The sequence below is a fragment of the Paracoccus sp. TRP genome (assembly GCF_000185925.1).
Lineage (GTDB): Bacteria > Pseudomonadota > Alphaproteobacteria > Rhodobacterales > Rhodobacteraceae > Paracoccus > Paracoccus kondratievae.
In genome coordinates this window covers 1-19,788 of the sequence record NZ_AEPN01000053.1, presented here as the reverse complement: position 1 = coordinate 19,788, position 19,788 = coordinate 1, and the positions used below count along the sequence as shown (strand labels likewise).

Here is a 19,788-nt window from a genome sequence, read left to right as displayed (position 1 = left end):
GGGTCACGTCTCGACGGAAATCAACAACCTTGAGCGTTTCCGGCGGTTGGCGCGCGAGATTATCCGCGATGGGCAGCGCCTGTCTGAAAACCCGCTTTATGCCGCGCGCGCGGCCGAGATCGAGGCAGAGCTTGAGGCCCTGCGCATCACCAATCTGCGGATGCTTGCCAATGCCCGGGACGGGGCTGCGGGCGGGATCGAAAGCTCTCTGCTCAAACTCAAGGGCACGCAGGTCCGGCAGGCGCTGCAGGACCTTTATCGTTCGGCTTTGGGCGCGCAGGCGGCGCCGATAGCGGATGAGTTGTCCGAAAACGAACTGACCGTGCCTGTCGAGGCAGCCCGGGCCGCGCCGGTTTATTTCAACCACCGCAAGCTGTCGATTTTTGGCGGTTCCAACGAAATCCAGCGCAACATCGTTGCCAAAGAACTGTTCAGGGAGTGATCCGATGGATTTCAATCTGTCCGAGGACCATCAGCTTCTATCCGGTTCACTGCGCCGCTTTCTGGCCGCGAATTACGATATCGAGACGCGAAACCGCGCAGCCTTTACCGCACCCTTTCATGCACCCGAGGTCTGGTCAGGCCTTGCCGAACTGGGCGTGATCGGGGCCTTTGTGTCCGAGGAGCAGGGCGGCTTTGGCGGTACCGCCGACGACGTTGCCGTGATCTTTGAAGAGCTGGGTCAGGGCTTGTGCGCCGAGCCGATGCTGGGGACGCTGCTTGGTCTGCGCCTGCTTGCGGCGCTTGGCCGGTCCGATCTGGTCGGGCGGGTGATCAGCGGCGAAAGCCGCGCGGCGCTGGCGGCTTTTGAACCGCAGGCAGCATGCGATCTGTTCTGCCTTGACGCCTCGGCCCGGCCCGAGGGCGATGGCTGGCGTCTAAGCGGGCGCAAATCCGCCGTCTATGGTGCGCCCGGTGCCGATCTGGTTCTGGTCGCTGCTCGTATCACAGGGGCGGACGGCAGCACGCTTGGCCTGTTCCTGGTTAATCAGCCTGATCTGATTGCGGCGCCGATGATCGACGGCGGCGGCATTGCCGATATCGTTCTGGATGGGTTGCGGGCTGAATGTCTGTCGCCCGACTGTGGCGGGCTGATCGAGGATGCGCTGGACCTTGGCCGTATCGCGCTTTGCGCCGAGGCGGTCGGCGCGATGTCGCATCTGATCGACATCACCATCGACTATCTCAGGCAGCGCAAACAGTTTGGCCGCAGTCTGGCAAGCTTTCAGGCGCTTCAGCATCGGATTGTCGATATGGTCGTCGAACGCGAGCAATGCCGTTCGATCACCATTGCGGCGGTCGCGGCCTATGGCACGCCCGCGCAGGCGCGGACCGTCTCGATGGCCAAGAACCTGATCGGCCGGATGGGCAGCAAAATCGCAGAAGAGGCGATCCAGCTGCATGGCGGTATCGGCATGACCTGGGAATATCCCGGCTCTCATTATGCCAAACGTCTGGTGATGATCGACCATCAGCTGGGGGATCGTAACGATCACGCCCTGCGCATGATCCGTCTGCAGCCTATCGCTGAGGCCGCGTGATGGCCGATCCCCAGATCGGACCCCCTGCCGAGGGGCAATTTCTGCCCGTGGATGCCTCTGGCGCAAGCGAACTGGTGGGCTATCGCTCGGTCGTGGCCGCGCCGGGGGGCGAGGGGGGCTCGTGCTCGCTTGAGGTCGGGCCTCAGCATCTGAACCGGCTGGGGGTGCTGCACGGCGGCTTTGTGTCGATGCTGCTCGACAATGGCTGCGGCGTGGCGCTGCGCGAGGCGACCGGGGATATGGATGTCTCGGCCGTGACTGTTACGCTGTCGGTGAATTTCATCGCCGGTGCCACAGCGGGGCAGCGCGTCTCTGCGACGGGGCGCGTGACCGGCGGTGGACGCAGCCTGAAATTCCTTGAGGCCGAGTTGCGCGATGAAACCGGCCGTCTGCTGGCGACCGGCTCTGCCATCTTTCGCATGATGAGGCGCAGATGAATTCAGCCGCCCACCAGCCGGTGCTTTCTGCCTGCCATGGCGCGACCCTGGTGCTGACCCTGAATGTGCCGGAAAAGCGCAATGTTCTTGGCCCCGCGATCTATGACGGGCTGAATGCTGGTCTGGATCTGGCGCTGGCCGATGCCGGGATTGCCAATATCGTCCTGCAGGGTGCGGGGGGATTTTTCTGCGCCGGCGGTGACCTGAACCAGCTGGCCACGCGCGCGGCCCTGCCACCTGCGGAAAGGGCGGCGCGGATCGAGCTGTTGCACCGGCTGGTGCGGCGCATTCGCAGCTGCCCCAAGCCGGTGATTGCGGCGATCGAGGGCGGTGCGGCCGGGGCGGGGGCCTCGATCGCGCTGGCTGCCGATCTGATCGTCGCCGCCGAAGACAGCTATATGTCGATGGCCTATGTCAAGGCCGGGCTGGTGCCGGATGGCGGCGGCACGGCCTCGCTTTTGCGCGCTCTGCCGCCGCAGGCTGCGGCTGAACTTGCGCTTTTGGGCGGGCGCTTTCCGGCGCGGCGACTGGCCGAGCTGGGCGTCATCAACCGTCTCGTCCCTGCGGGTCAGGCTTTGCAGGCGGCGCTGGGGCTGGCCTCGGAGCTGGCGCAGGGGGCAAGGGGGGCGCAATCGGCCATTCTCGCGCTGCTCGACGGTGCCTCTGATCAGGGCTTTGACGATCAGCTTGAGGCTGAAAAGGCCGCGATGGCCCATGCACTTGGCAGTCCAGAGGCGGCCGAGGGCATCAGCGCATTCCGTGAACGTCGCCTTCCGGTTTTTCCGACGGAGCCTTCTTATCCCTCTGCGCCGCTGCCTGAATTTGATACCCCCGTCACGCGCCTGTTCGGCACCCGCCTGCCCATTGTTGCGGGTGGGCTGATGTGGCTTGCGAATGCCGAATATGTCGCGGCGGCGGCGCAGGCCGGGATCATCGGTTTTATCACCGCAGCCAGCTTTCCCGATCCGCAGGCGCTGCGTGATGAAATCCGCCGCTGTCGGGAACTGGCCGGGGATCTGCCGTTTGGCGTCAATATCTCGATGCTGCCCAAGCTGGTTGACAGTGACCGCACGGCCGGGGTCTTTCGCCTCGTCGCCGAAGAGGGGGTGCGCTTTATCGAAACCTCGGGCCGCAGCCCCGCAGCCTATCTGCCGATTACCCGCGCGGCGGGCATCAGGGTGCTGCACAAGGTTGCCAGCCTGCGCCATGCTGTCAAGGCGCAGGAAATCGGGGTCGATGCGGTTACCATCGTTGGTGCGGAATGCGGCGGTCACCCCGGGCTGGACCTTATCGGCAGTTTTGTCAATGCCGGGCTTGCCGGGGCGCGGCTCGACATCCCCTGGCTGATCGGCGGCGGGGTTGGTACCGGCGCACAGGTGGCGGCGATCCTTGCCATGGGCGGTGCCGGCGCTGTGGTCGGCACAAGGTTTCTGGTCGCGGATGAGATCTGGGCCCATGACGCCTATAAACAGGCGCTGATCCGCGCGACCGAAAATGACACTGCGCTGGGTATGCATACGATCCGCAATACGGTGCGGGCGCTTGCCAATGATACCATGCGCGAACTGCATGAGCTTGAGACCACCCGACCCGATGCGACCATCGACGATCTCATGCCGCTGATCAGCGGCATCATCGGCCGCCGCGCCTATGAAACCGGCGATGTCAGCCGGGGCGTCCTTTCGGTCGGGCAAAGCCTTGGCGCGGTCCACAGAACCGAGCCTTTGGCAGATATTGTCGCGCAGATGCGGCTGGAACTGCTTGCGGCGCTGGACCGTGTCGCGAGCCTGAACCCAAAGGGGAGCGGCCGATGAAGGTTCTCGTGCCATTGAAGCGTGTGATTGACTGCAACGTTAAGGCTCGTGTTAGGTCTGACGGCACTGGTGTTGATCTTGCGAACGTCAGGATGTCGATGAACCCGTTCGACGAGATTGCGGTTGAGGAGGCGATCCGCCTGAAGGAGTCCGGGAAGGCCTCTGAGGTGATCGCGGTTTCGATCGGTGTGAAGCAGGCAGCCGAGACGCTGCGGACGGCGCTTGCGATGGGCGCGGACCGTGCGATCCTGGTGGCTGCAGCCGCACGACGGGTGATTGCCGACATGGCCTGGGCGGCGATCCGGGCATGAATGCCCGAATGACGGCTGGCTTAAATCGGCTCTCTCACGGGGGGCGATAGCTATCGAAGACACGCTAGGGTTGCGCCCTGAGCGGCACGGCCAATTTTTATAGATCCCGGTGCGCCTCGTCCGCGGCTTCCTTGAGCGTTTCCTTCTGGGTGATGAGCCGGGCGGAGTTCTGCCCGGACAGGAAAACCCACAGCCAGCTCAGCGCGACAAACAGCCGCGAGCGGGTGCCGATCAGGAAATAGATATGGGCGATTCCCCAGATCCACCAAGCAAACCAGCCGGTCATCCTGAAGCGCCCGAACTCGATCACCGCCGCATTGCGCCCGATGGTCGCGAGGTTGCCCATGTCGCGATAGCGGAACGGCCCCGGCCCTTGCCTGCCCGCAAGCCTTGCACGGATGGTCCGGGCCGCATGCTTGCCCTGTTGTTTGGCGGCGGGCGCCACGCCTGGCACGGACTGGCCGCCTGACTCGACATGCGCCGTGTCGCCCAGGACGAAGATCGCCGGATCGCCGGGCAGGGTTAGTTCGGGCGTCACCACGACGCGGCCGGCGCGGTCCGCCTCGGCCCCCAGCCAGTCCTTGGCGCGCGAGGCCTGGACCCCCGCCGCCCAGATCACCGTGCGGGCCGAGATGAAGCGCCCGTCCAGCACGATCCCGCCATCCGAGCATTCGGTGACCGGGGCGCCGGTCATTACCTCGACGCCGTGCCGCTCCAGCGCGCGCTTCGCATAATCCGAGAGCTTGTCGCTGAAGGCGGGCAGGACGCGCGGCCCGGCCTCGAGCAGCAGGATGCGTGATTGCCGGGTGTCGATGCGGCGGAATTCCCGCGGCAGGATGCGATGCGCCAGTTCGGCGATGATGCCGACCAGTTCGACCCCGGTCGGTCCGGCGCCGATGACGGCAAAGGTCAGCAGCGCTTGCCGCTGTTCCTCGTTCTCGGCCAGTTCGGCGCGTTCGAAGGCCAGCAGCAGGCGGCGGCGGATCGTGGTCGCATCCTCCAGCGTCTTTAGGCCCGGCGCATCGGCTTCCCACTGGTCCTTGCCGAAATAGGCGTGGCGGGCGCCGGTGGCGATGACCAGCGTGTCATAGGGCACGCGCTCGCCATTCCTCAGGACGACTTCGCGTGCGGCTCGGTCGATGCCTTCCACCGTCGCCAGCAGCGTGGTGACGTCCTTTCGCTCGCGCATCAGCGCGCGGATCGGCCAGGCGATGTCGGAAGTGGCCAGCAGCGTCGTCGCCACCTGATAGAGCAGCGGCTGGAACAGGTGATGGTTGCGCTGGTCGATCAGGGTGATGGCGCAATCCGCGCCCTTCAGGCCAAGCACGACTTGCAGCCCGGCAAAGCCCGCGCCGATGACGACGACCCTGTGACTCATCCCTGTTTTCCCTTGTTCGCGGAAAGTGGGCCGTCAGAACCTGACGGTGTCCGGTGATCCTGGGTCGCGCGGCCGTCAAATGCAAGTATAGCCTGCATCCGCATTGATAATCGCACCGGTGAGCAGGCTTGATGCGTCCGACGCAAGAAACTGCACCACCGAGGCGATCTCATGTGGTTGCCCCATCCGTCCGGCGGGTGTCATCTCAAGCCAGCGAGAGACCAGCCCCGGCTGGCCTTCCAGCCCGTGCAGCAGCGGCGTTTCGATATAGGTCGGGGCAACGGCATTGACGCGCACACCCCGCGCGGCCCATTCGACCGCCAGCGATTTCGTCAGGTGATGCACTCCGGCTTTGGACGCATTATAATGGCATTGCGGTTGTGGCACGTTGACGATCTGGGCCGACATCGAGCCGATATTGATGATCGACCCGCGCCCGGCCTCAATCATCCGCCGTCCAAAGCCGCGGCAGGTGCGAAACACCCCGGTCAGGTTGACGGCGATGACCTTGTCCCATTCTGCATCGGTCATTTCCTCGGCCGGAGTGTTCGAAACGATCCCGGCGTTGCAGACCAAAATATCCAGTGGCGGCAGGCTCTTTGCCAGCGTTTCGATTGCGGCGCTATCTGTCACGTCCAGCGCCTTGGCCCGGGCGGCGAAGCCTTTGGCCGTCAGATCGCTGGCGGTCGCCTCGGCCCGGTCGCGCTGGATGTCGGTGCAGATTACTTCGGCCCCGGTCCCGGCCAGCGCCTCGGCAATAGCGGCGCCGATGCCCTGACCTGCGCCGGTAACCAGCGCCAGCCTGCCGGTCAGATCCTGTCTTGTCCTGTAGTCCATTCGATCCCCCTCAGGTCAGCGCGCAGCGCAGCGGTTCACCGCGAAGTCCACGCAAGGCCTCTTCGGATGCCAGTCTTTGCAGCGCATCGACCGAGGCGTCGGAGTAAAAGGCAGCATGGGGCGACATGATCACATCCGGCGCCTTGCGCAGGGGCGAGTCCTGCGGCAGCGGCTCTTTTTCAAAGACGTCCAGACCGGCGCCCGACAGTTGCCCAGAAACCAACGCTGTGGCCAACGCATCCTCGTCCACCAGCCCCCCGCGCGAGCAGTTGATCAGGATCGCCCCTTTCGGCATCCGTGCAATGGCGGCGGCATTGATCAGGTGGCGGGTCTCGGGCGTCAGGGGGACGTGCAGCGACAGGATATTGGCCGTGCCGATCACCTCATCGCGGGACAGGGGGGTGATGCCCGCCGCGCGGATCTGATCCTCGGGGACGAAAGGGTCAAAGCCGGTGATACGGCAACCAAAAACAGCCATCCGCGCCGCATAGGCCCGCGCGATCCGACCCAGCCCGATCAGGCCGACCGTGGTGTCGCGCAGCGAGCGCAGGCCGTCCACCATCCGGTCAATCTTCCACTCTCCGGCGCGGATGCCGCTGTCATAGCGGCCAAGCTTGCGGGCCAATGCCAGCGTCATCGCGGCGGCATGGTCGGCGACCTCATCGACCCCGTAATCGGGAACGTTGCAGACCCGCACACCCAGATCGCGCGCCGCGGCAAGATCGACATTATCGACGCCGACCCCATAGCGCACCACGACCGCGCCCGGCGCCATCGCGGCCATGACCTTGCGGGTCATCGGGGCAAAGTTATTCAGCACGGCATTTGCGCCCCTTACGGCGTCCAGCGTTTCGTCCTCGCTGCGGCACGCAAACTCGGCGAATGTCGCGCCGGCAGCCCTGGCGGCAGCCTGCTCATGCCGGGTATTGCCAAATGCCTGATCGGTGACGACCAGTTTCAGAGTGGCGTCGCTCACAGCAGCCCCCGTCCGGCCAGGTTACGCATCAGGGCGCGGGTGCCAAAGGTCCAAGGTGCGGCCTCGTCGGAATGGACGACGGTATTGCGCAATGTGCCGAGCAGCGGGGTCGAGATTTCGACCACATCGCCGGTTTTATGCGTAAAGCCCGAACCCTTTTCGGCCCGGTCCTGTGTCGGCGCGAACATCGTGCCCAAAAACAGCATGAACCCGTCGGGATATTGATGCGAGGCGTTCATCGTCTGGGCGACCAGATCGGCGGGCTTGCGGCTGATTTCGGCCATGTTCGAACGGCCGGACATGTGAAAGCCGTCGGTGCCGGTCACCGACATGGTCAGCGTCGCCTTTTCGATATCTGCAAGCGTAAAGTCATCGTCGAACAGCCGGATAAAGGGGCCGATGGCGCAGGAGGCGTTGTTGTCCTTGGCCTTGCCTAACAGCAGGGCCGAGCGGCCCTCGACATCACGCAGGTTTACGTCATTGCCCAGCGTCGCACCGCGAATGTTACCCCTGCTGTCCACCGCCAGCACCACCTCGGGTTCGGGGTTGTTCCAGTTCGAGATGCGGTTCACGCCGACCTGCGCGCCATGGCCGACCGCCGACATCGGTTGGGATTTGGTAAAGACTTCGGCGTCGGGGCCGATCCCGACCTCAAGGTATTGCGACCATAGCCCCTCGGCGATCAGCGCCGCCTTGACCTCGGCCGCCTTGGCCGAGCCAGCCTCGATATTTGACAGGCTGTCCCCGATCAGTGCGCCGATGCGCTGGCGCAGCTGATCCGCGCGGGCCGGATCGCCCGATGTGCGCTCGTCGATCACCCGTTCGACCATGCTGCGGGCAAAGGTGACCCCACAGGCCTTCAGCGCCTGAAAATCGCAGGGGGCAAGCAGGCATGGCCGGGTGCCGTGATAGCCCATCTCGGCCGGGTCCAGCACCAGATCATCAGGGGTGCCGATGGTTTCCCCGGTCAGGGTATCGAAACGGGCGGCTGGATCATTGTCCAGAAAATCGGCCATGGAGACGACCGATTCGGTCACGTCGATCACGGCACCTGCGCGCAGGATCACCACGGATGGGCCGATGCCCGGGCGCCAGATGCGGCCAACAAGCTTTGCGGTTTCGGGGGAATTGGGTAGCATGAGTCTTACCTCCTCGGTTGCTAGTGAAACTACATACATGCCGCGATTTACGTCAAGCGGGATGGCGCAGGCACAGGCGAAAATTTCCAGAAATCACGTTGATAAGAGAAATTCCGTAAGAAATATTAATGTAATATCTAGGGTCTGATGGTTTTTCGACCTATCGGAACAATCCCTCTTGTCAGAATGTAGTTATGCTATATTTTGGCGCCATGACGATGAGGGAGGCCGAAGCCATGACAGATCAGTCAATCTTGGAAGCGATTGTCCGGCTGGACGGCATGCTCTTTATCGACGGCGCCTTTCAGCGCGGAGCGGGCGACCGGCTGCCCGTCGAAAATCCCGCGACCTGCGAGGTCATCGGCCATATTGCTGCCGCGACTGCCCCCGAAATCGAGGCTGCCGTTCAGGCCGCGCGCCGGGCGTTCCGTCCCTGGGCGGCAGAGCTGCCCAAGACCCGCGCCGCGGCGCTGCACCGGCTGGGCGATCTGATTGCTGCCGATGCCGCGATGATGGCCCAGATCATGACGGCCGAACAGGGCAAGCCAGTCAATGAGGCCAGGGGCGAGATCCTGAAACTGGCCGAAGCCTGTCATTTCTACGCCGAAGAGGCGACCCGCGTGCATGGCGAGATTGTCCCGAACGATCAGCCGGGCTTTCAAAGTCTGGTGGTGCGCGAACCCATCGGCGTCGTGGGCGCGATCACGCCGTGGAACTATCCGGCCGAGCTGGTGGGGTGGAAACTTTGTGCCAGCCTTGCTGCCGGTTGCTCGATTGTCATCAAGCCGGCCGAACTGACGCCCTTTACCGCGCTGGCGATTGCCGCGAAATGCCTTGAGGCCGGGATTCCCGCAGGCGTCGTCAACGTGCTGACGGGCAAGGGGTCGCAGGTCGGACAGGCGCTGGTCGAACATCCGCAGGTCGACAAGATTGCCTTCACCGGCTCCAGCGCGGTGGGTCTGCACATTCAGCAGACCTGCCCGCAGGTCAAGCGGCTGTCGCTTGAGCTGGGCGGCAACTGTCCGATGATCGTGACCGCCAGCGCGGATGTGGCGGCGGCGGTCAAGGGTGCTGCGCGGCGCAGCTTTCGCAATTGCGGCCAGATCTGCATTGCGATCAACCGGATCTATGTCCACCGCTCGATTTACCAAGAGTTTCTGGCCGGGCTGGGGCAGGCGGCGGATGCGCTTGGCGTGCATGATGGGTTGAAATATCCGTCGGCTGATCTGGGTGCCATGGCCTCGGCCGAGCCGTTGGCCAAGACCCGCGCCCATCTTGAGGATGCATTGGCGCGCGGGGCGCGGCTGGTTGCGGGCGGCAGGGCGCCTGAGGGGGCGGAATATACCAAAGGGCATTTCTTCCGCCCGACGGTGGTCGCCGATTGCACCCATGAGATGCTGGTGATGACCGAAGAGACCTTTGGCCCTCTGGTCGGCGTTGCGCCTTATGATGAACTGGCCGAAGCGATCGCCCTTGCCAATGATACGCCTTACGGGCTGGCCGCCTATGCCTATGCCCGCGATCTGACCGAGATTCATGCCCTGTCGGGCGGGCTGGATTATGGCAATGTCGCGCTGAACAATGTTGATGCCGGTATCATGAATGCCCCCTATGGCGGCCGCAGACAAAGCGGTGTCGGCTATGAACATGGGCGCGAGGGGCTGCTGGAGTATTTCAACTTCAAGCATGTCAGGCTGCATCACGGTGTCGGGGGCTGAGCCATGCAGGCGCTTCTGGGCATCGACATCGGCACCTCGGGTTGCAAGGCGCTGCTGATAGGCACCGACGGTGCGGTGATCGCGGCAGATACTGCGACCTATCCGCAGGCGCAGCCGCGACCCGGCTGGACCGAGCAGGATCCCGAATTGTGGATCGAGGGCGCGCGAAAGGCCGTCGCCGGGGCGTTGGTTAAGGCGCCGGGGGTCGATATCCTTTGCGTCGGCCTTTCGGGTCAGATGCACGGACTGACGCCTCTGGACGCAGGGCATCGGGTTCTGCGCCCGGCGATCCTGTGGAATGACCAGCGCAACAGCGCCGAATGCGAGGCGTTGGCCAAGGCCGCCGGCGGGTCAGAGGGGTTGCTTGCCGCCACCAATAACCGGATGCTCGTCGGTTATACCGGGGGCAAGATCCTGTGGATGCGCAACCACGAGCCCGAGCTGTTCGCGCGCATGACCCTGATGCTGAACCCCAAGGATTACCTGCGGCTGCGCCTGACGGGTGAGGTGGCAAGCGAGGTGTCGGATGCTTCGGGGACCGGGCTTTTTGACGTCCGCCGGCGGCAATGGGCCAAGGGGCTGATCGAGACTGCCGGTATCGACCCCGCGCTTTTGCCTCCGGTCTTTGAATCGCAGGAGGTTACTGGTCGTATCTCTGCCAAGGGCGCGGCGCTGTTCGGCCTGCCCGAAGGGGTGCCCGTCGCGGGCGGCGGCGGTGACAGCGTCATTCAGACCATCGGTTCGGGCGTGATCGCACCGGGCGAGTTGCAAACGACCATTGGCACGGCCGGTATTCTGGCCGCGGCGCTGGATGTTCCGCAGGACAATCCCGATGGCAAGCTGCAGGTTTTCTGCAATGTCGCACCTGACAAGTGGCATTGCATGGGCGTGTCGCTGAATGCGGGGGGCGCGATGGGCTGGTTCCGCGATACGCTTTGCGCTGACGTCTCGTTTGATCAGCTTGTGGCCGAGGCGGCCGAAAGCCCGGCCGGGGCCAGGGGATTGCTGTTTCTGCCTTATCTGAACGGGGAACGCTGCCCCCATCCCGACCCCTTAGCCCGGGGTGCCTTTGTCGGCCTGACGGCCCGTCATCAGCGGGGTGACATGACCCGCGCGCTGATGGAAGGCGTGGTCCATGCCTTTATCGACATGCACGCACTGATGCAGCCGATGGGGATTGCTGGGCGGGTGGTCAAGGCCTCGGGTGGCGGTGCGCGCTCGGCGTTATGGCGTCAGATTCAGGCCGATATGTTCGGCTGCGATGTGGGGACGACCGAGGGTGCCGCCGAAGGCGCGGCCTTTGGTGCCGCGCTGGTCGCGGGGGTTGCCGCTGGGGTCTGGCCCGATGCGACGACCGCCGCGCGCTCATGCCGTGACCTGACGTGCGACGTACCCGACCCCGCAGCCAGCGTGGTCTATGCGCGCGCCCATCAGATCTATCGCTCACTCTATCCGGTGCTGAGCGACAGGTTTGCCGCGCTCGGCGATGCCATTTTCGACCAGTAACAGCAGGAGCCCGCTTTCATGCCCGCCTATTCCGCGTTCATATTCGACCTGGACGGAACGCTGATCGACAGCGCGCCCGACATTGCCGCGGCGTTGAGCGTGGGTTTTCAGGACAACGGCTGGCCCGGGCTTGACCCCCGCTATGTCGAACAGTTCATCGGCAACGGCTCACGTCGCCTGATCACTGACATTCTGGACGATCAGGCCATCCTCTATGACGATGCGGCGGTCGAGCGGGCGTATCAGGGCTATTTGCGCGCCTATCTGGGCGATCCGGCTGGCCGGACCCGGTTCTTTGATCACGTCCCCGAGGATCTTGCCGCCCTGCGCGCGGCGGGGCTGCGGCTGGGAATCTGCACGAACAAAAACCATGCGATCACCGGTAAGGTGCTTGAGCGGCTGGGCCTTGCCGATCTGTTTGATGCGGCGGTGGGTGCGGATGCGGTGGCAGCCTGCAAGCCCGACCCCGGCCATCTGATGGCGGTGGCCGAGGCGATGCAGCTGCAACCCGGAACCTGGGCCTATGTCGGCGACACTCCGGTCGATCAGGCGACGGCGCGGGCGGCGGCGGTGCCGTTCTATGCGGTGCCCTGGGGCGGCGGCGCGGGGGTCGAGGTGGCAGCTAGCCACAGGTTGACCCGTCTGGCGGATCTGTTGCAGCAGGAACGGGTGGCCGCTGCGGCGGGATAATGATCAGGAGTTAGCGATGACCGTCAGCCTGCTGCAGCGAATTTTGCACGAACGCGACGAAATGCGCCCGGCCGAGCGGCGGGTTGCCGATTATGTCGGCGCCTCTCCGTCAGAGGTGATCCATATGAGCATGGCGCGGCTGTCGGAACTGTGTTCGGTCAGCGATCCGACGATCATGCGCTTTTGCCGCCGGTTCGGGTTCGAAGGCTATCAGGACTTCAAGCTGAACCTTGCGCAAAGCCTCGTGCCGTCGGCCCCCTTTGCTTATGAGCAGATCACGCCGCAGGACAGCGTCGCCAATATCGTGCGCAAGACCTGCCGCAACTCGCTGAACGCGGTACAGCGGCTGGCCGAGGATCTGGACCCCGAGCAGGTGGGCGAGGGCGCGCGGCTTTTGCAGGCGGCAAGCTGGACCGGCATCTATGCCACCGGCATTTCCGAGGTGAACGCTCTGGACGCCGAACACAAGTTTCAGCGGCTGGGGATGCGCTGTCAGGCGCTGCTGGGCAAGCAACGGCAATGGATGCACGCCGAACGCGCACGCCCGGGTGAGGTTGCGCTGATCTTTTCGCAATCCGGCCATACCAAACAGATGGTCGAGGTCGCGATTGCCGCCCGCGCCGGGGGTGCCCGCGTGGTTTCGGTCGCGGCCGCAGACAGCCCGCTTGCCCGTGTTTCGGACGCGGTCATCGCGGTCCTGCCCTATGACCGGACCGAGCTGATGACGCCCCTTGCCTCGCGGCTGAACCATCATCTGGTCACCAATATGCTGGTGACCGCCATTGCCATCGCCAGCGGCAGCGAGTTCCCCGACCAGCTTCCGGCACTGGATAGCTGGCAGACGGACAAGATCTGAAGACCATGAAGATGTGCGGCAGGGTCCGCGCCGGAGGAGACAGGAATGAGCCAGCAAGACGAAGCCAAGAAACTCGCGGGGCGCCGGGTGATCCAGGACTTTATCCATGACGGGATGAAGCTGGGCCTTGGTTCGGGGACCACCTCGCATTTCTTTGTGCGCGAACTGGGCAAACACGTCGCCCAAGGGCTGAAGCTGACCTGCACCACGACCTCGCGTTCGACCATCGACGTGGCCCGCGAAGTGGGTATCGAAATCACTGATCCCAATGATATCGGCGAACTGGACCTGACCGTGGATGGCCCGGACGAAATTGATCGCAGCTTTAACATGATCAAGGGCGGTGGCGCCTGTCTGTTGTGGGAAAAGATCATTGCACATGCCTCAAAGCAGATGATCTGTGTGTGCGATGAGACCAAGATCGTAGATTGCCTTGGCAAGTTTCCTTTGCCCGTCGAGGTGGTGCAGTTTGCCTGGAAACAGACACAGCGCATGGTGGCGCGCACCCTCGCCAGGCATGGTATCGAGGGTGTCCGCATTGAACGGCGTATGCGCGATGATCAGCCCGTGGTGACAGACAGCGGCAACTTTATCCTTGATTGCCATTGCGGCCCGGTGATCGCTGATCCTGCAGCTTTGGAAACCGAACTGAACCGCATTCCGGGCGTGGTCGAGAACGGGCTTTTTACCCGTGAGGCGGTCGGCATGGTCGTCGGCTGCTTCGACGGTACGTCCTATGTAAAGATGCGCTGATCTAGTAAAACTTCAAAGCCGCCCAAAAACAGACCCGCGCGGGCAGTTCCTGCGCGGGGCAGATGAAGATTGCAAATTTTCCTAGAAAAACCCGTCGGTTCGTGGGGATTATCTGCTAATAAATAGCAAGCTCATCGGCGGGTTTGCTTGACAGAATCAGAGAATATCTAGTATTACTACATACCAGAAAACTCTGGGGAGGGAGCCATGACCAGGCAGATCGGAATCAGCCGGCGCAACGTACTTGCAGGGGGTGCGGCGCTGGGATTGGGGGCGTTGATGGGGCCGCGCGCTTTCGCGCAGGGCGCCTTGTCGATCCCTTATTCGAACAAGAGCCTCGATTACTATTTCTTTGTGATCCAGGAAGAGGCGGTCAAACGCGCCGTCGCTGCGGCCGGTGGTGATTTTCAGGCCACCAATGCGAATTTCGACAACACCCGACAGCTTGAACAATGGCAGAGCCTGCTTTTGTCCAAGCCTTCGGCCATCATCTCGGATCCGATCGACAGCCAGGCCATCGTCTCGGCGATCCGGCGCTATAATCGCCAGAATATCCCGGTCGGCATCATCGACACGCCCGCCGATGGCGGCGATGTCGCGATCACCGTCAGCTTTGACAACTTCCAGGGCGGCGTCATGGCCGCGCAAGAGATCGTGGACCGGCTGATCAAGAAACACGGCAGCCCCAAAGGCACGGTTCTGAACTGCTATGGTGCCTTGGCATCCGTGGCGTGGCGGCTGCGCAAAGAGGGGATGGACTCGGTCTTTGCGCAATATCCCGACATCAGGTATCTGGACCGCCCGACCGAAGGTCAGCTTGAACAGATGCTGTCGGTGACGCTGTCGACCCTGTCGGAATATCCCGATCTGGACGCGGTCCACGCGCCTTCGGATTCGCCCGCACGCGGCATCGCCACGGCGTTGCAGCAAAAGGGCCGCTGGAAGAAGGTGGGCGAGGATGGCCATGTCATCTTTGTCAATATCGACGGTGAGCCGGTCGCGCTGAAATGGATTCAGGAAGGCTATATGGACGCCTGCGTCTCGCAAGACCCGATCGCCTATGGCGAGATCGCTGTCGAGATGATCGTCAAACATGCGCTCAAGGGCGAGGCGGTGCCGATCGGCGCCTATGAGAACCAGAAATATTTCTGGGAAAAGGGCGAGATCGTCGAGGGCAAGACCGGTCCGACGCTGATCATCCCGCCCTTTGTCATCAACGGCGATAATGCGGCTGATCCGCGTCACTGGGGTGCTGTGGCCGAAAAGGAATGGGGCATTCCCTATACCTGATCGCCGCATTGCGATCCTTGCCGGAGCGGTTCGCGCTCCGGCCGTTTGAGGTCCGGGGAGGGATGCGATGACAGTTCATGACACGCGCGGCATGGATATGGCCGCTGACACGATCCTGCGGATCGAGGACGTGACAAAGACCTATGGTGCTGTCAGGGCGCTGCGCGGTGTGTCGCTGGAAATCCGCCGCGGTACGATTCATGGCCTTCTGGGCGAGAATGGTGCCGGAAAATCGACACTTGTTGGCATCATCTCGGGCCAGAACACCCCGACATCCGGGCGCATCCTGATGGATGGCCGGCCGTTGGAGCGGGTCGATGTCAAGGCGATGGAAGAGGCCGGCGTCTTTCTGGTCACGCAAGAGCCGATGATCATCGACAACATGACCGCGGCGGAGAACCTGATGCTCGGCATCTGGCCGAACCGCGGCGGTTTCGTGGACTGGAAAAAGCTGCGCGCCGATGCGGCGCGAATGCTGGCCGGGTCGGGGATTGACGGCTCGGTCACCGCCGGTCGTCTGGATGCGGTGTCGCGTCGCAAGCTGAACATCCTGCGGGCCATGTTTTCGGGCGGCAGGGTCATCATCCTGGATGAGCCGACCGCCGCGCTGACCGTGGCCGACCGCCGCGCCCTTTTCGACTTTATGCGCAGGCTCAAGGCTCAGGGCGTCACCTTCATCTTTATCTCGCATTACAATGACGAGATCCTGGAAATCTGCGACGCGGTTTCGGTGCTGCGCGACGGCAGTCTGGCTGGCGGATCCGAGGATGTCGCCGCGCTAAGCTCTGAACAGCTGACAGAGCTGGTGCTTGGACGCGGGCTTGAGCTGTTTCAGCGCCACCGCCGCGATCATTCGGGCAAGGCACCTGCCGTCAGGTTGCGCAAGGTGGCTGGCAAGAACCTGTCAGTCGAGGCGCTGGATATCGCGCCGGGTGAGGTTCTGGGCTTTACCGGCCTGCCCGGCGCAGGCGCCAAAGAGCTGGCGCGCGCGATCTTTGGGCTGCATCCGGCATCCGGCTTGATCTGGCTTGACGGGCATGAAACTGCCTTGCCGGGCAACCCGCGCGCCGCTTTCGACGCGGGCATCGCCTATCTTTCCGACGACCGGCGCAAGGACGGGGCCGTCGGGCAAATGTCGATTGGCGACAATATCGCGCTGTCATCGCTGAATGCACGTTCGCGGATGGGCTTTATCGACCACAAGGCCGAGGCCGGGGTTGTCGCGCGCTATTTCGGCGCGATGGGCGTCAAGGCTCCGGGGCCGGAATATGCGGTCGATACGCTTAGCGGCGGCAATCAGCAGAAAGTGTGCCTTGGGCGGGTGCTGGCAACGAACCCGCGCCTGCTGATCGTTGATGAGCCGACGCGCGGGATCGACGTCGGCGTCAAGCAGGATGTGCTGCGCATCATCGACGAGCTTAGCGATACCGGAGTGTCGGTGATCATCGTTTCGACCGACACTGATGAGCTGGTGCGCGCCACCGACCGGGTCTGCGTCTTTGACCATGGCAGCATCAAGGAAACCCTGAGCGGAGATGAAATCTCTGTCGAGCGTCTGCGCGCCTCGGTGCAGGCATGACGCGCCCCCCGAAAGGAGAACCGGCTATGAGCAACGCAACGGTCAATGCCGCGCCAGGCGTCGGCATGGCAAAGGACAAGGCCAGTGGTCACGCAGTGCTGGGCTGGGTGCTGCACAATGTCGTCTGGATCTGGCTGATCGCGCTGGTGGCGATCTTTGGCGCGTTCAACGACTATTTCCTGACCGTCTTCAACCTGCAAAACGTGATGGTCCAGGCGACGGTGCTGGGCATGCTGGGTCTGGCGGTTGCCCTGCCGTTGCTGGTGGCCGAGATTGACCTGTCGATCCCCGCCAATGCCGGTTTTTCGGCGGCTGTTGGGGCACTTGCCTATTCGGATCTGGGGCTGCCGTGGTTCATCGCCATGCTGGCAGGGCTGGCCGTGGGTACCTTTATCGGGTTTTTCAACGGCTTTTGTATCACCCGGCTCAAGATGGTTTCGCTGATCGAAACCCTGTCGATGATGATCATCCTGCAAGGCGCGTTGCTGGCGCTGACGCAGGGCAAGACGCTGACCAATCTTGCGGACGGCTATGTCTGGATCGGGCAGGCGACCATTGGCGGTTGGCCGATCATGCCGGTGGTGTTCCTGCTTGCGCTTGCGGTGATGGGCGTGGTGCTGCAACGCACTGTGCTGGGGCGCTCGATCTATGCGGTGGGCGGCAATCCCGTCGCCTCGAACTCGGCCGGGATCCGCGTCGACCGCATCAAGGTCATCACCTATACCATCTCGGGTTTTCTGGCGGCGCTTGCGGGGTTCCTGCTTGCCTCATGGCAGATGGCGATCACGTCGAACCAGGGGTCGAGCTATCTGCTTTATGCCATCGCCGCCCCGATCATCGGCGGGGTCAGCGTCTTTGGCGGTCGCGGCAATGTGCGGGGCGTGCTGGGCGGCGTGCTGCTGTTGACGGTCATTCAGGTCGGGCTGGCGATCATCAACGTTCCCTCGTTCTATGTCGGCATGATCGGCGGTGTGATGATCTTTATCGCCGTGGCCATCGACGCCATCCGGGTTCGCTATTTCGGCTGACCCGCCAAAACTCCAGGAAAGGCAAGAAATGACGTTCACTCCGCATGGCAGGCATCTGATCGCCGGCGAATGGATCGCCACGGATGAGACATTCCGCAATGAGCCCGCATGGGGGCAGGCCGACCATTTCTCGGTGGGCACGATCGAGCTGATTGACCGCGCCGCGCAGGCCGCCGAAAAGGCCTTTTGGGCCTATGGCTACAGCACGCGCGAAGAACGTGCCGCCTTCCTGAACGCCATCGCCGATGAGATCGAGGCCCGCGGTCCCGAGATTACCGGGATCGGCACCCGTGAAACCGGCCTGCCCGAGGCGCGCCTGAACGCAGAGCGCGGCCGCACGACCGGACAGTTGCGGCTTTTTGCCAGGACCATCCTGGAGGGGGAGTATCTGGACCGCAGGCATGATCCGGCCCTGCCGGATCGCCAGCCTTTGCCGCGCCCGGATCTGCGTCTGATCCAGCGTCCGATCGGGCCGGTTGCGGTTTTTGGTGCCTCGAACTTTCCGCTCGCCTTTTCGGTTGCCGGGGGTGACACGGCCTCGGCTTTGGCGGCGGGCTGCCCGGTGGTGGTCAAGGGCCATTCGGCCCATCCCGGCACCAGCGAGATCGTGGCCGAGGCGATCCACGCCGCCATTCAGGGCTGCGGCGTTCATCCCGGGGTCTTTTCGCTAGTGCAGGGCGGCGACCGCAAGGTCGGCTCGGCGCTGGTCCAGCATCCGCTGATCAGGGGGGTGGGCTTTACCGGCAGCCTCGGCGGGGGCAGGGCGCTGTTTGACCTTTGCGCCGCGCGGCCCGAGCCGATCCCCTTCTTTGGCGAGCTTGGCTCGGTCAATCCGATGTTCATCCTGCCCGAAGCGCTAAAGGCGCGCGGTGCACAGATCGGGCAGGGTTGGGCTGTGTCCATGACGGGCAGCGCGGGCCAGCTTTGCACGAAACCCGGCATTGCCATCGTCCCCGAAGGTGCCGCGGGCGATGCGCTTGTCGCTGCGACAGCCGAGGCGCTGGCAGCTGTCGCCCCGCAGACCATGCTGACCGCTGCCATGGCCGATGCCTATCGGGCTGGCAAGGCGCGGCTTGATGCCGGCAATCCGGTGCGTCCTGTCCATGTCACCAACAGCACGGGCCGGGATGCCGGGCCGAACCTTTACGAAGTTCCGGCCTCGGCCTTCCTGTCCGATCACTCTCTGGCAGAAGAGGTCTTTGGTCCGCTTGGCCTTGTCGTACGGGTCCCTTCGATCGGGACGATGCAAGAGCTGGCGCTTGGTCTTGCCGGGCAGCTGACCGCCACCTTGCATATGGATGCTGGTGACGCGCAGGTTGCCGCGCGGCTGATGCCGGTGCTGGAGCGTAAGGCAGGGCGGATCCTGATCAACGGTTATCCAACCGGGGTCGAGGTCTGCGACGCCATGGTCCATGGCGGCCCCTATCCAGCCTCGACGAACTTCGGGGCGACCTCGGTCGGCACCATGGCAATTCGCCGGTTCCTGCGTCCGGTCTGCTATCAGAACCTTCCCGCGGAACTGCTGCCTGCCGATCTTGGCTGATGACAGGATTAGGGCGGGCGTGTTCGTGCTCGCCCATGGCGATCAATACGGGCCGTTCAGTAGCTTTGCCACCCGTTATGGGGCGGGTCTTTGCGTTGCAGGCCTGAACCTGCAACGCGTCGGCGGGCGCTGAAAGCGGACCTTATGCACTGACCGCGAATTCGGTCATCATGCCGGTTTCAAGATGCGGCATATGGTGACAATGCAGCATCCATCGCGCGGCCTCACCCGCATCCAGGGCCACATCGACCATCGACATCGGCGGCACATAGACGGTATCGCGCAACGCGCCTCTGACCGCGCGGCCGTTCAGTCCGACGACCTGGAACACATGGCCGTGCAAATGCATCGGATGGCCCATCATCTGTTGATTTCCGTCGAGACGTGACCCG

At 63.5% G+C, this 19,788-nt stretch carries 18 protein-coding genes and 1 pseudogene; 14 read left to right on the top strand and 5 right to left on the bottom strand.

Annotated features, from left to right (window positions below; genetic code table 11):
* From PARACOCCUSGL_RS0117600 to PARACOCCUSGL_RS20870, 5 genes and pseudogenes are all read left to right on the top strand, one after another.
* The coding region (locus PARACOCCUSGL_RS0117600) for an acyl-CoA dehydrogenase family protein (protein ID WP_010399529.1) at positions 1–442 on the top strand (442 nt) is incomplete at its 5' end.
* Between the two features lie 4 nt (positions 443–446).
* Positions 447–1,541, top strand: a complete 1,095-nt coding sequence (locus PARACOCCUSGL_RS0117595; protein ID WP_010399528.1) for an acyl-CoA dehydrogenase family protein — start codon at positions 447–449, stop codon at positions 1,539–1,541.
* Entirely contained in the window at positions 1,541–1,978 is a 438-nt protein-coding gene (locus PARACOCCUSGL_RS0117590) for a PaaI family thioesterase (protein ID WP_010399526.1), read from the top strand. The genes PARACOCCUSGL_RS0117595 and PARACOCCUSGL_RS0117590 overlap by 1 nt, the downstream gene beginning before the upstream one ends.
* The gene (locus PARACOCCUSGL_RS22485) at positions 1,975–3,792 is read left to right on the top strand and encodes an oxepin-CoA hydrolase, alternative type (RefSeq protein ID WP_010399522.1); all 1,818 of its coding nucleotides are present in this window, start codon (positions 1,975–1,977) and stop codon (positions 3,790–3,792) included. The genes PARACOCCUSGL_RS0117590 and PARACOCCUSGL_RS22485 overlap by 4 nt, the downstream gene beginning before the upstream one ends.
* A pseudogene (locus PARACOCCUSGL_RS20870) lies at positions 3,789–4,055 on the top strand (electron transfer flavoprotein subunit beta/FixA family protein); the annotation flags it as partial. The gene PARACOCCUSGL_RS22485 and the pseudogene PARACOCCUSGL_RS20870, both read left to right, overlap by 4 nt.
* A 145-nt stretch (positions 4,056–4,200) precedes the next feature.
* On the opposite strand, the gene PARACOCCUSGL_RS0117575 reads toward PARACOCCUSGL_RS20870, so the two are convergent.
* The 4 genes from PARACOCCUSGL_RS0117575 to PARACOCCUSGL_RS0117560 form a co-directional block, all read right to left on the bottom strand.
* Entirely contained in the window at positions 4,201–5,481 is a 1,281-nt protein-coding gene (locus tag PARACOCCUSGL_RS0117575) for an NAD(P)/FAD-dependent oxidoreductase (RefSeq protein ID WP_010399518.1), read from the bottom strand.
* Between the two features lie 75 nt (positions 5,482–5,556).
* Positions 5,557–6,318, bottom strand: a complete 762-nt coding sequence (locus PARACOCCUSGL_RS0117570) for an SDR family NAD(P)-dependent oxidoreductase (RefSeq protein WP_010399515.1) — start codon at positions 6,316–6,318, stop codon at positions 5,557–5,559.
* A 10-nt stretch (positions 6,319–6,328) separates the two neighbouring features.
* Positions 6,329–7,294, bottom strand: a complete 966-nt coding sequence (locus PARACOCCUSGL_RS0117565; protein ID WP_010399513.1) for a C-terminal binding protein — start codon at positions 7,292–7,294, stop codon at positions 6,329–6,331.
* Complete coding sequence (locus PARACOCCUSGL_RS0117560; protein WP_010399511.1) at positions 7,291–8,433, bottom strand: fumarylacetoacetate hydrolase family protein; 1,143 nt, start codon at positions 8,431–8,433, stop codon at positions 7,291–7,293. Before PARACOCCUSGL_RS0117560 ends, PARACOCCUSGL_RS0117565 begins: the two co-directional genes overlap by 4 nt.
* Positions 8,434–8,669: 236 nt before the next feature.
* On the opposite strand from PARACOCCUSGL_RS0117560, the gene PARACOCCUSGL_RS0117555 reads away from it, so the two are divergent.
* The 9 genes from PARACOCCUSGL_RS0117555 (at position 8,670) to PARACOCCUSGL_RS0117515 (ending at position 19,396) form a co-directional block, all read left to right on the top strand.
* Positions 8,670–10,151: an aldehyde dehydrogenase gene (locus PARACOCCUSGL_RS0117555; protein ID WP_138918384.1), complete on the top strand. Its 1,482-nt coding sequence runs from the start codon at positions 8,670–8,672 to the stop codon at positions 10,149–10,151.
* Positions 10,152–10,154: 3 nt separating this feature from the next.
* Positions 10,155–11,657 carry a xylulokinase gene (gene xylB / locus PARACOCCUSGL_RS0117550; protein ID WP_010399507.1) on the top strand — a complete coding sequence of 501 codons (1,503 nt, stop codon included), beginning with the start codon at positions 10,155–10,157 and terminating at the stop codon, positions 11,655–11,657.
* Positions 11,658–11,675: 18 nt separating this feature from the next.
* Positions 11,676–12,347, top strand: coding sequence for an HAD family hydrolase (locus tag PARACOCCUSGL_RS0117545; RefSeq protein ID WP_010399504.1), 672 nt, complete (start codon positions 11,676–11,678; stop codon positions 12,345–12,347).
* Positions 12,348–12,363: 16 nt separating this feature from the next.
* Positions 12,364–13,203, top strand: a complete 840-nt coding sequence (locus tag PARACOCCUSGL_RS0117540) for a MurR/RpiR family transcriptional regulator (protein WP_010399503.1) — start codon at positions 12,364–12,366, stop codon at positions 13,201–13,203.
* Positions 13,204–13,248: 45 nt separating this feature from the next.
* On the top strand, positions 13,249–13,956 hold the full coding sequence (gene rpiA / locus PARACOCCUSGL_RS0117535; protein WP_010399501.1) for a ribose 5-phosphate isomerase A: 708 nt from the start codon (positions 13,249–13,251) through the stop codon (positions 13,954–13,956).
* A gap of 207 nt (positions 13,957–14,163) precedes the next feature.
* A complete protein-coding gene (locus PARACOCCUSGL_RS0117530) occupies positions 14,164–15,246 on the top strand; it encodes a sugar ABC transporter substrate-binding protein (RefSeq protein ID WP_010399500.1) in 1,083 nt (360 codons plus the stop codon).
* 67 nt (positions 15,247–15,313) lie between these two features.
* Positions 15,314–16,825 (top strand): sugar ABC transporter ATP-binding protein, encoded by a 1,512-nt coding sequence (locus PARACOCCUSGL_RS0117525; protein WP_010399498.1) that lies wholly within the window; start codon positions 15,314–15,316, stop codon positions 16,823–16,825.
* A 26-nt stretch (positions 16,826–16,851) separates the two neighbouring features.
* Positions 16,852–17,853: an ABC transporter permease gene (locus PARACOCCUSGL_RS0117520; protein WP_010399496.1), complete on the top strand. Its 1,002-nt coding sequence runs from the start codon at positions 16,852–16,854 to the stop codon at positions 17,851–17,853.
* 28 nt (positions 17,854–17,881) lie between these two features.
* On the top strand, positions 17,882–19,396 hold the full coding sequence (locus tag PARACOCCUSGL_RS0117515; RefSeq protein WP_010399495.1) for an aldehyde dehydrogenase (NADP(+)): 1,515 nt from the start codon (positions 17,882–17,884) through the stop codon (positions 19,394–19,396).
* A 142-nt stretch (positions 19,397–19,538) separates the two neighbouring features.
* Here PARACOCCUSGL_RS0117515 and PARACOCCUSGL_RS20865 read toward each other — a convergent pair.
* On the bottom strand, positions 19,539–19,788 hold a 250-nt coding region (locus tag PARACOCCUSGL_RS20865; RefSeq protein ID WP_040602300.1), incomplete at its 5' end, for a multicopper oxidase domain-containing protein.

What these genes read in the sequence shown, in the direction of transcription:
- PARACOCCUSGL_RS0117545 (WP_010399504.1), top strand. Translation starts at nt 11,676, where the DNA reads ATGCCCGCCTATTCCGCGTTCATATTCGACCTGGACGGAACGCTGATC.
- PARACOCCUSGL_RS0117560 (WP_010399511.1), bottom strand. Translation starts at nt 8,433, where the DNA reads ATGCTACCCAATTCCCCCGAAACCGCAAAGCTTGTTGGCCGCATCTGG.
- PARACOCCUSGL_RS0117540 (WP_010399503.1), top strand. Translation starts at nt 12,364, where the DNA reads ATGACCGTCAGCCTGCTGCAGCGAATTTTGCACGAACGCGACGAAATG.
- xylB (WP_010399507.1), top strand. Translation starts at nt 10,155, where the DNA reads ATGCAGGCGCTTCTGGGCATCGACATCGGCACCTCGGGTTGCAAGGCG.
- PARACOCCUSGL_RS22485 (WP_010399522.1), top strand. Translation starts at nt 1,975, where the DNA reads ATGAATTCAGCCGCCCACCAGCCGGTGCTTTCTGCCTGCCATGGCGCG.
- PARACOCCUSGL_RS0117575 (WP_010399518.1), bottom strand. Translation starts at nt 5,481, where the DNA reads ATGAGTCACAGGGTCGTCGTCATCGGCGCGGGCTTTGCCGGGCTGCAA.
- PARACOCCUSGL_RS0117520 (WP_010399496.1), top strand. Translation starts at nt 16,852, where the DNA reads ATGAGCAACGCAACGGTCAATGCCGCGCCAGGCGTCGGCATGGCAAAG.
- PARACOCCUSGL_RS0117515 (WP_010399495.1), top strand. Translation starts at nt 17,882, where the DNA reads ATGACGTTCACTCCGCATGGCAGGCATCTGATCGCCGGCGAATGGATC.
- PARACOCCUSGL_RS0117530 (WP_010399500.1), top strand. Translation starts at nt 14,164, where the DNA reads ATGACCAGGCAGATCGGAATCAGCCGGCGCAACGTACTTGCAGGGGGT.
- PARACOCCUSGL_RS0117590 (WP_010399526.1), top strand. Translation starts at nt 1,541, where the DNA reads ATGGCCGATCCCCAGATCGGACCCCCTGCCGAGGGGCAATTTCTGCCC.
- PARACOCCUSGL_RS0117570 (WP_010399515.1), bottom strand. Translation starts at nt 6,318, where the DNA reads ATGGACTACAGGACAAGACAGGATCTGACCGGCAGGCTGGCGCTGGTT.
- PARACOCCUSGL_RS0117595 (WP_010399528.1), top strand. Translation starts at nt 447, where the DNA reads ATGGATTTCAATCTGTCCGAGGACCATCAGCTTCTATCCGGTTCACTG.
- PARACOCCUSGL_RS0117555 (WP_138918384.1), top strand. Translation starts at nt 8,670, where the DNA reads ATGACAGATCAGTCAATCTTGGAAGCGATTGTCCGGCTGGACGGCATG.
- PARACOCCUSGL_RS0117525 (WP_010399498.1), top strand. Translation starts at nt 15,314, where the DNA reads ATGACAGTTCATGACACGCGCGGCATGGATATGGCCGCTGACACGATC.
- rpiA (WP_010399501.1), top strand. Translation starts at nt 13,249, where the DNA reads ATGAGCCAGCAAGACGAAGCCAAGAAACTCGCGGGGCGCCGGGTGATC.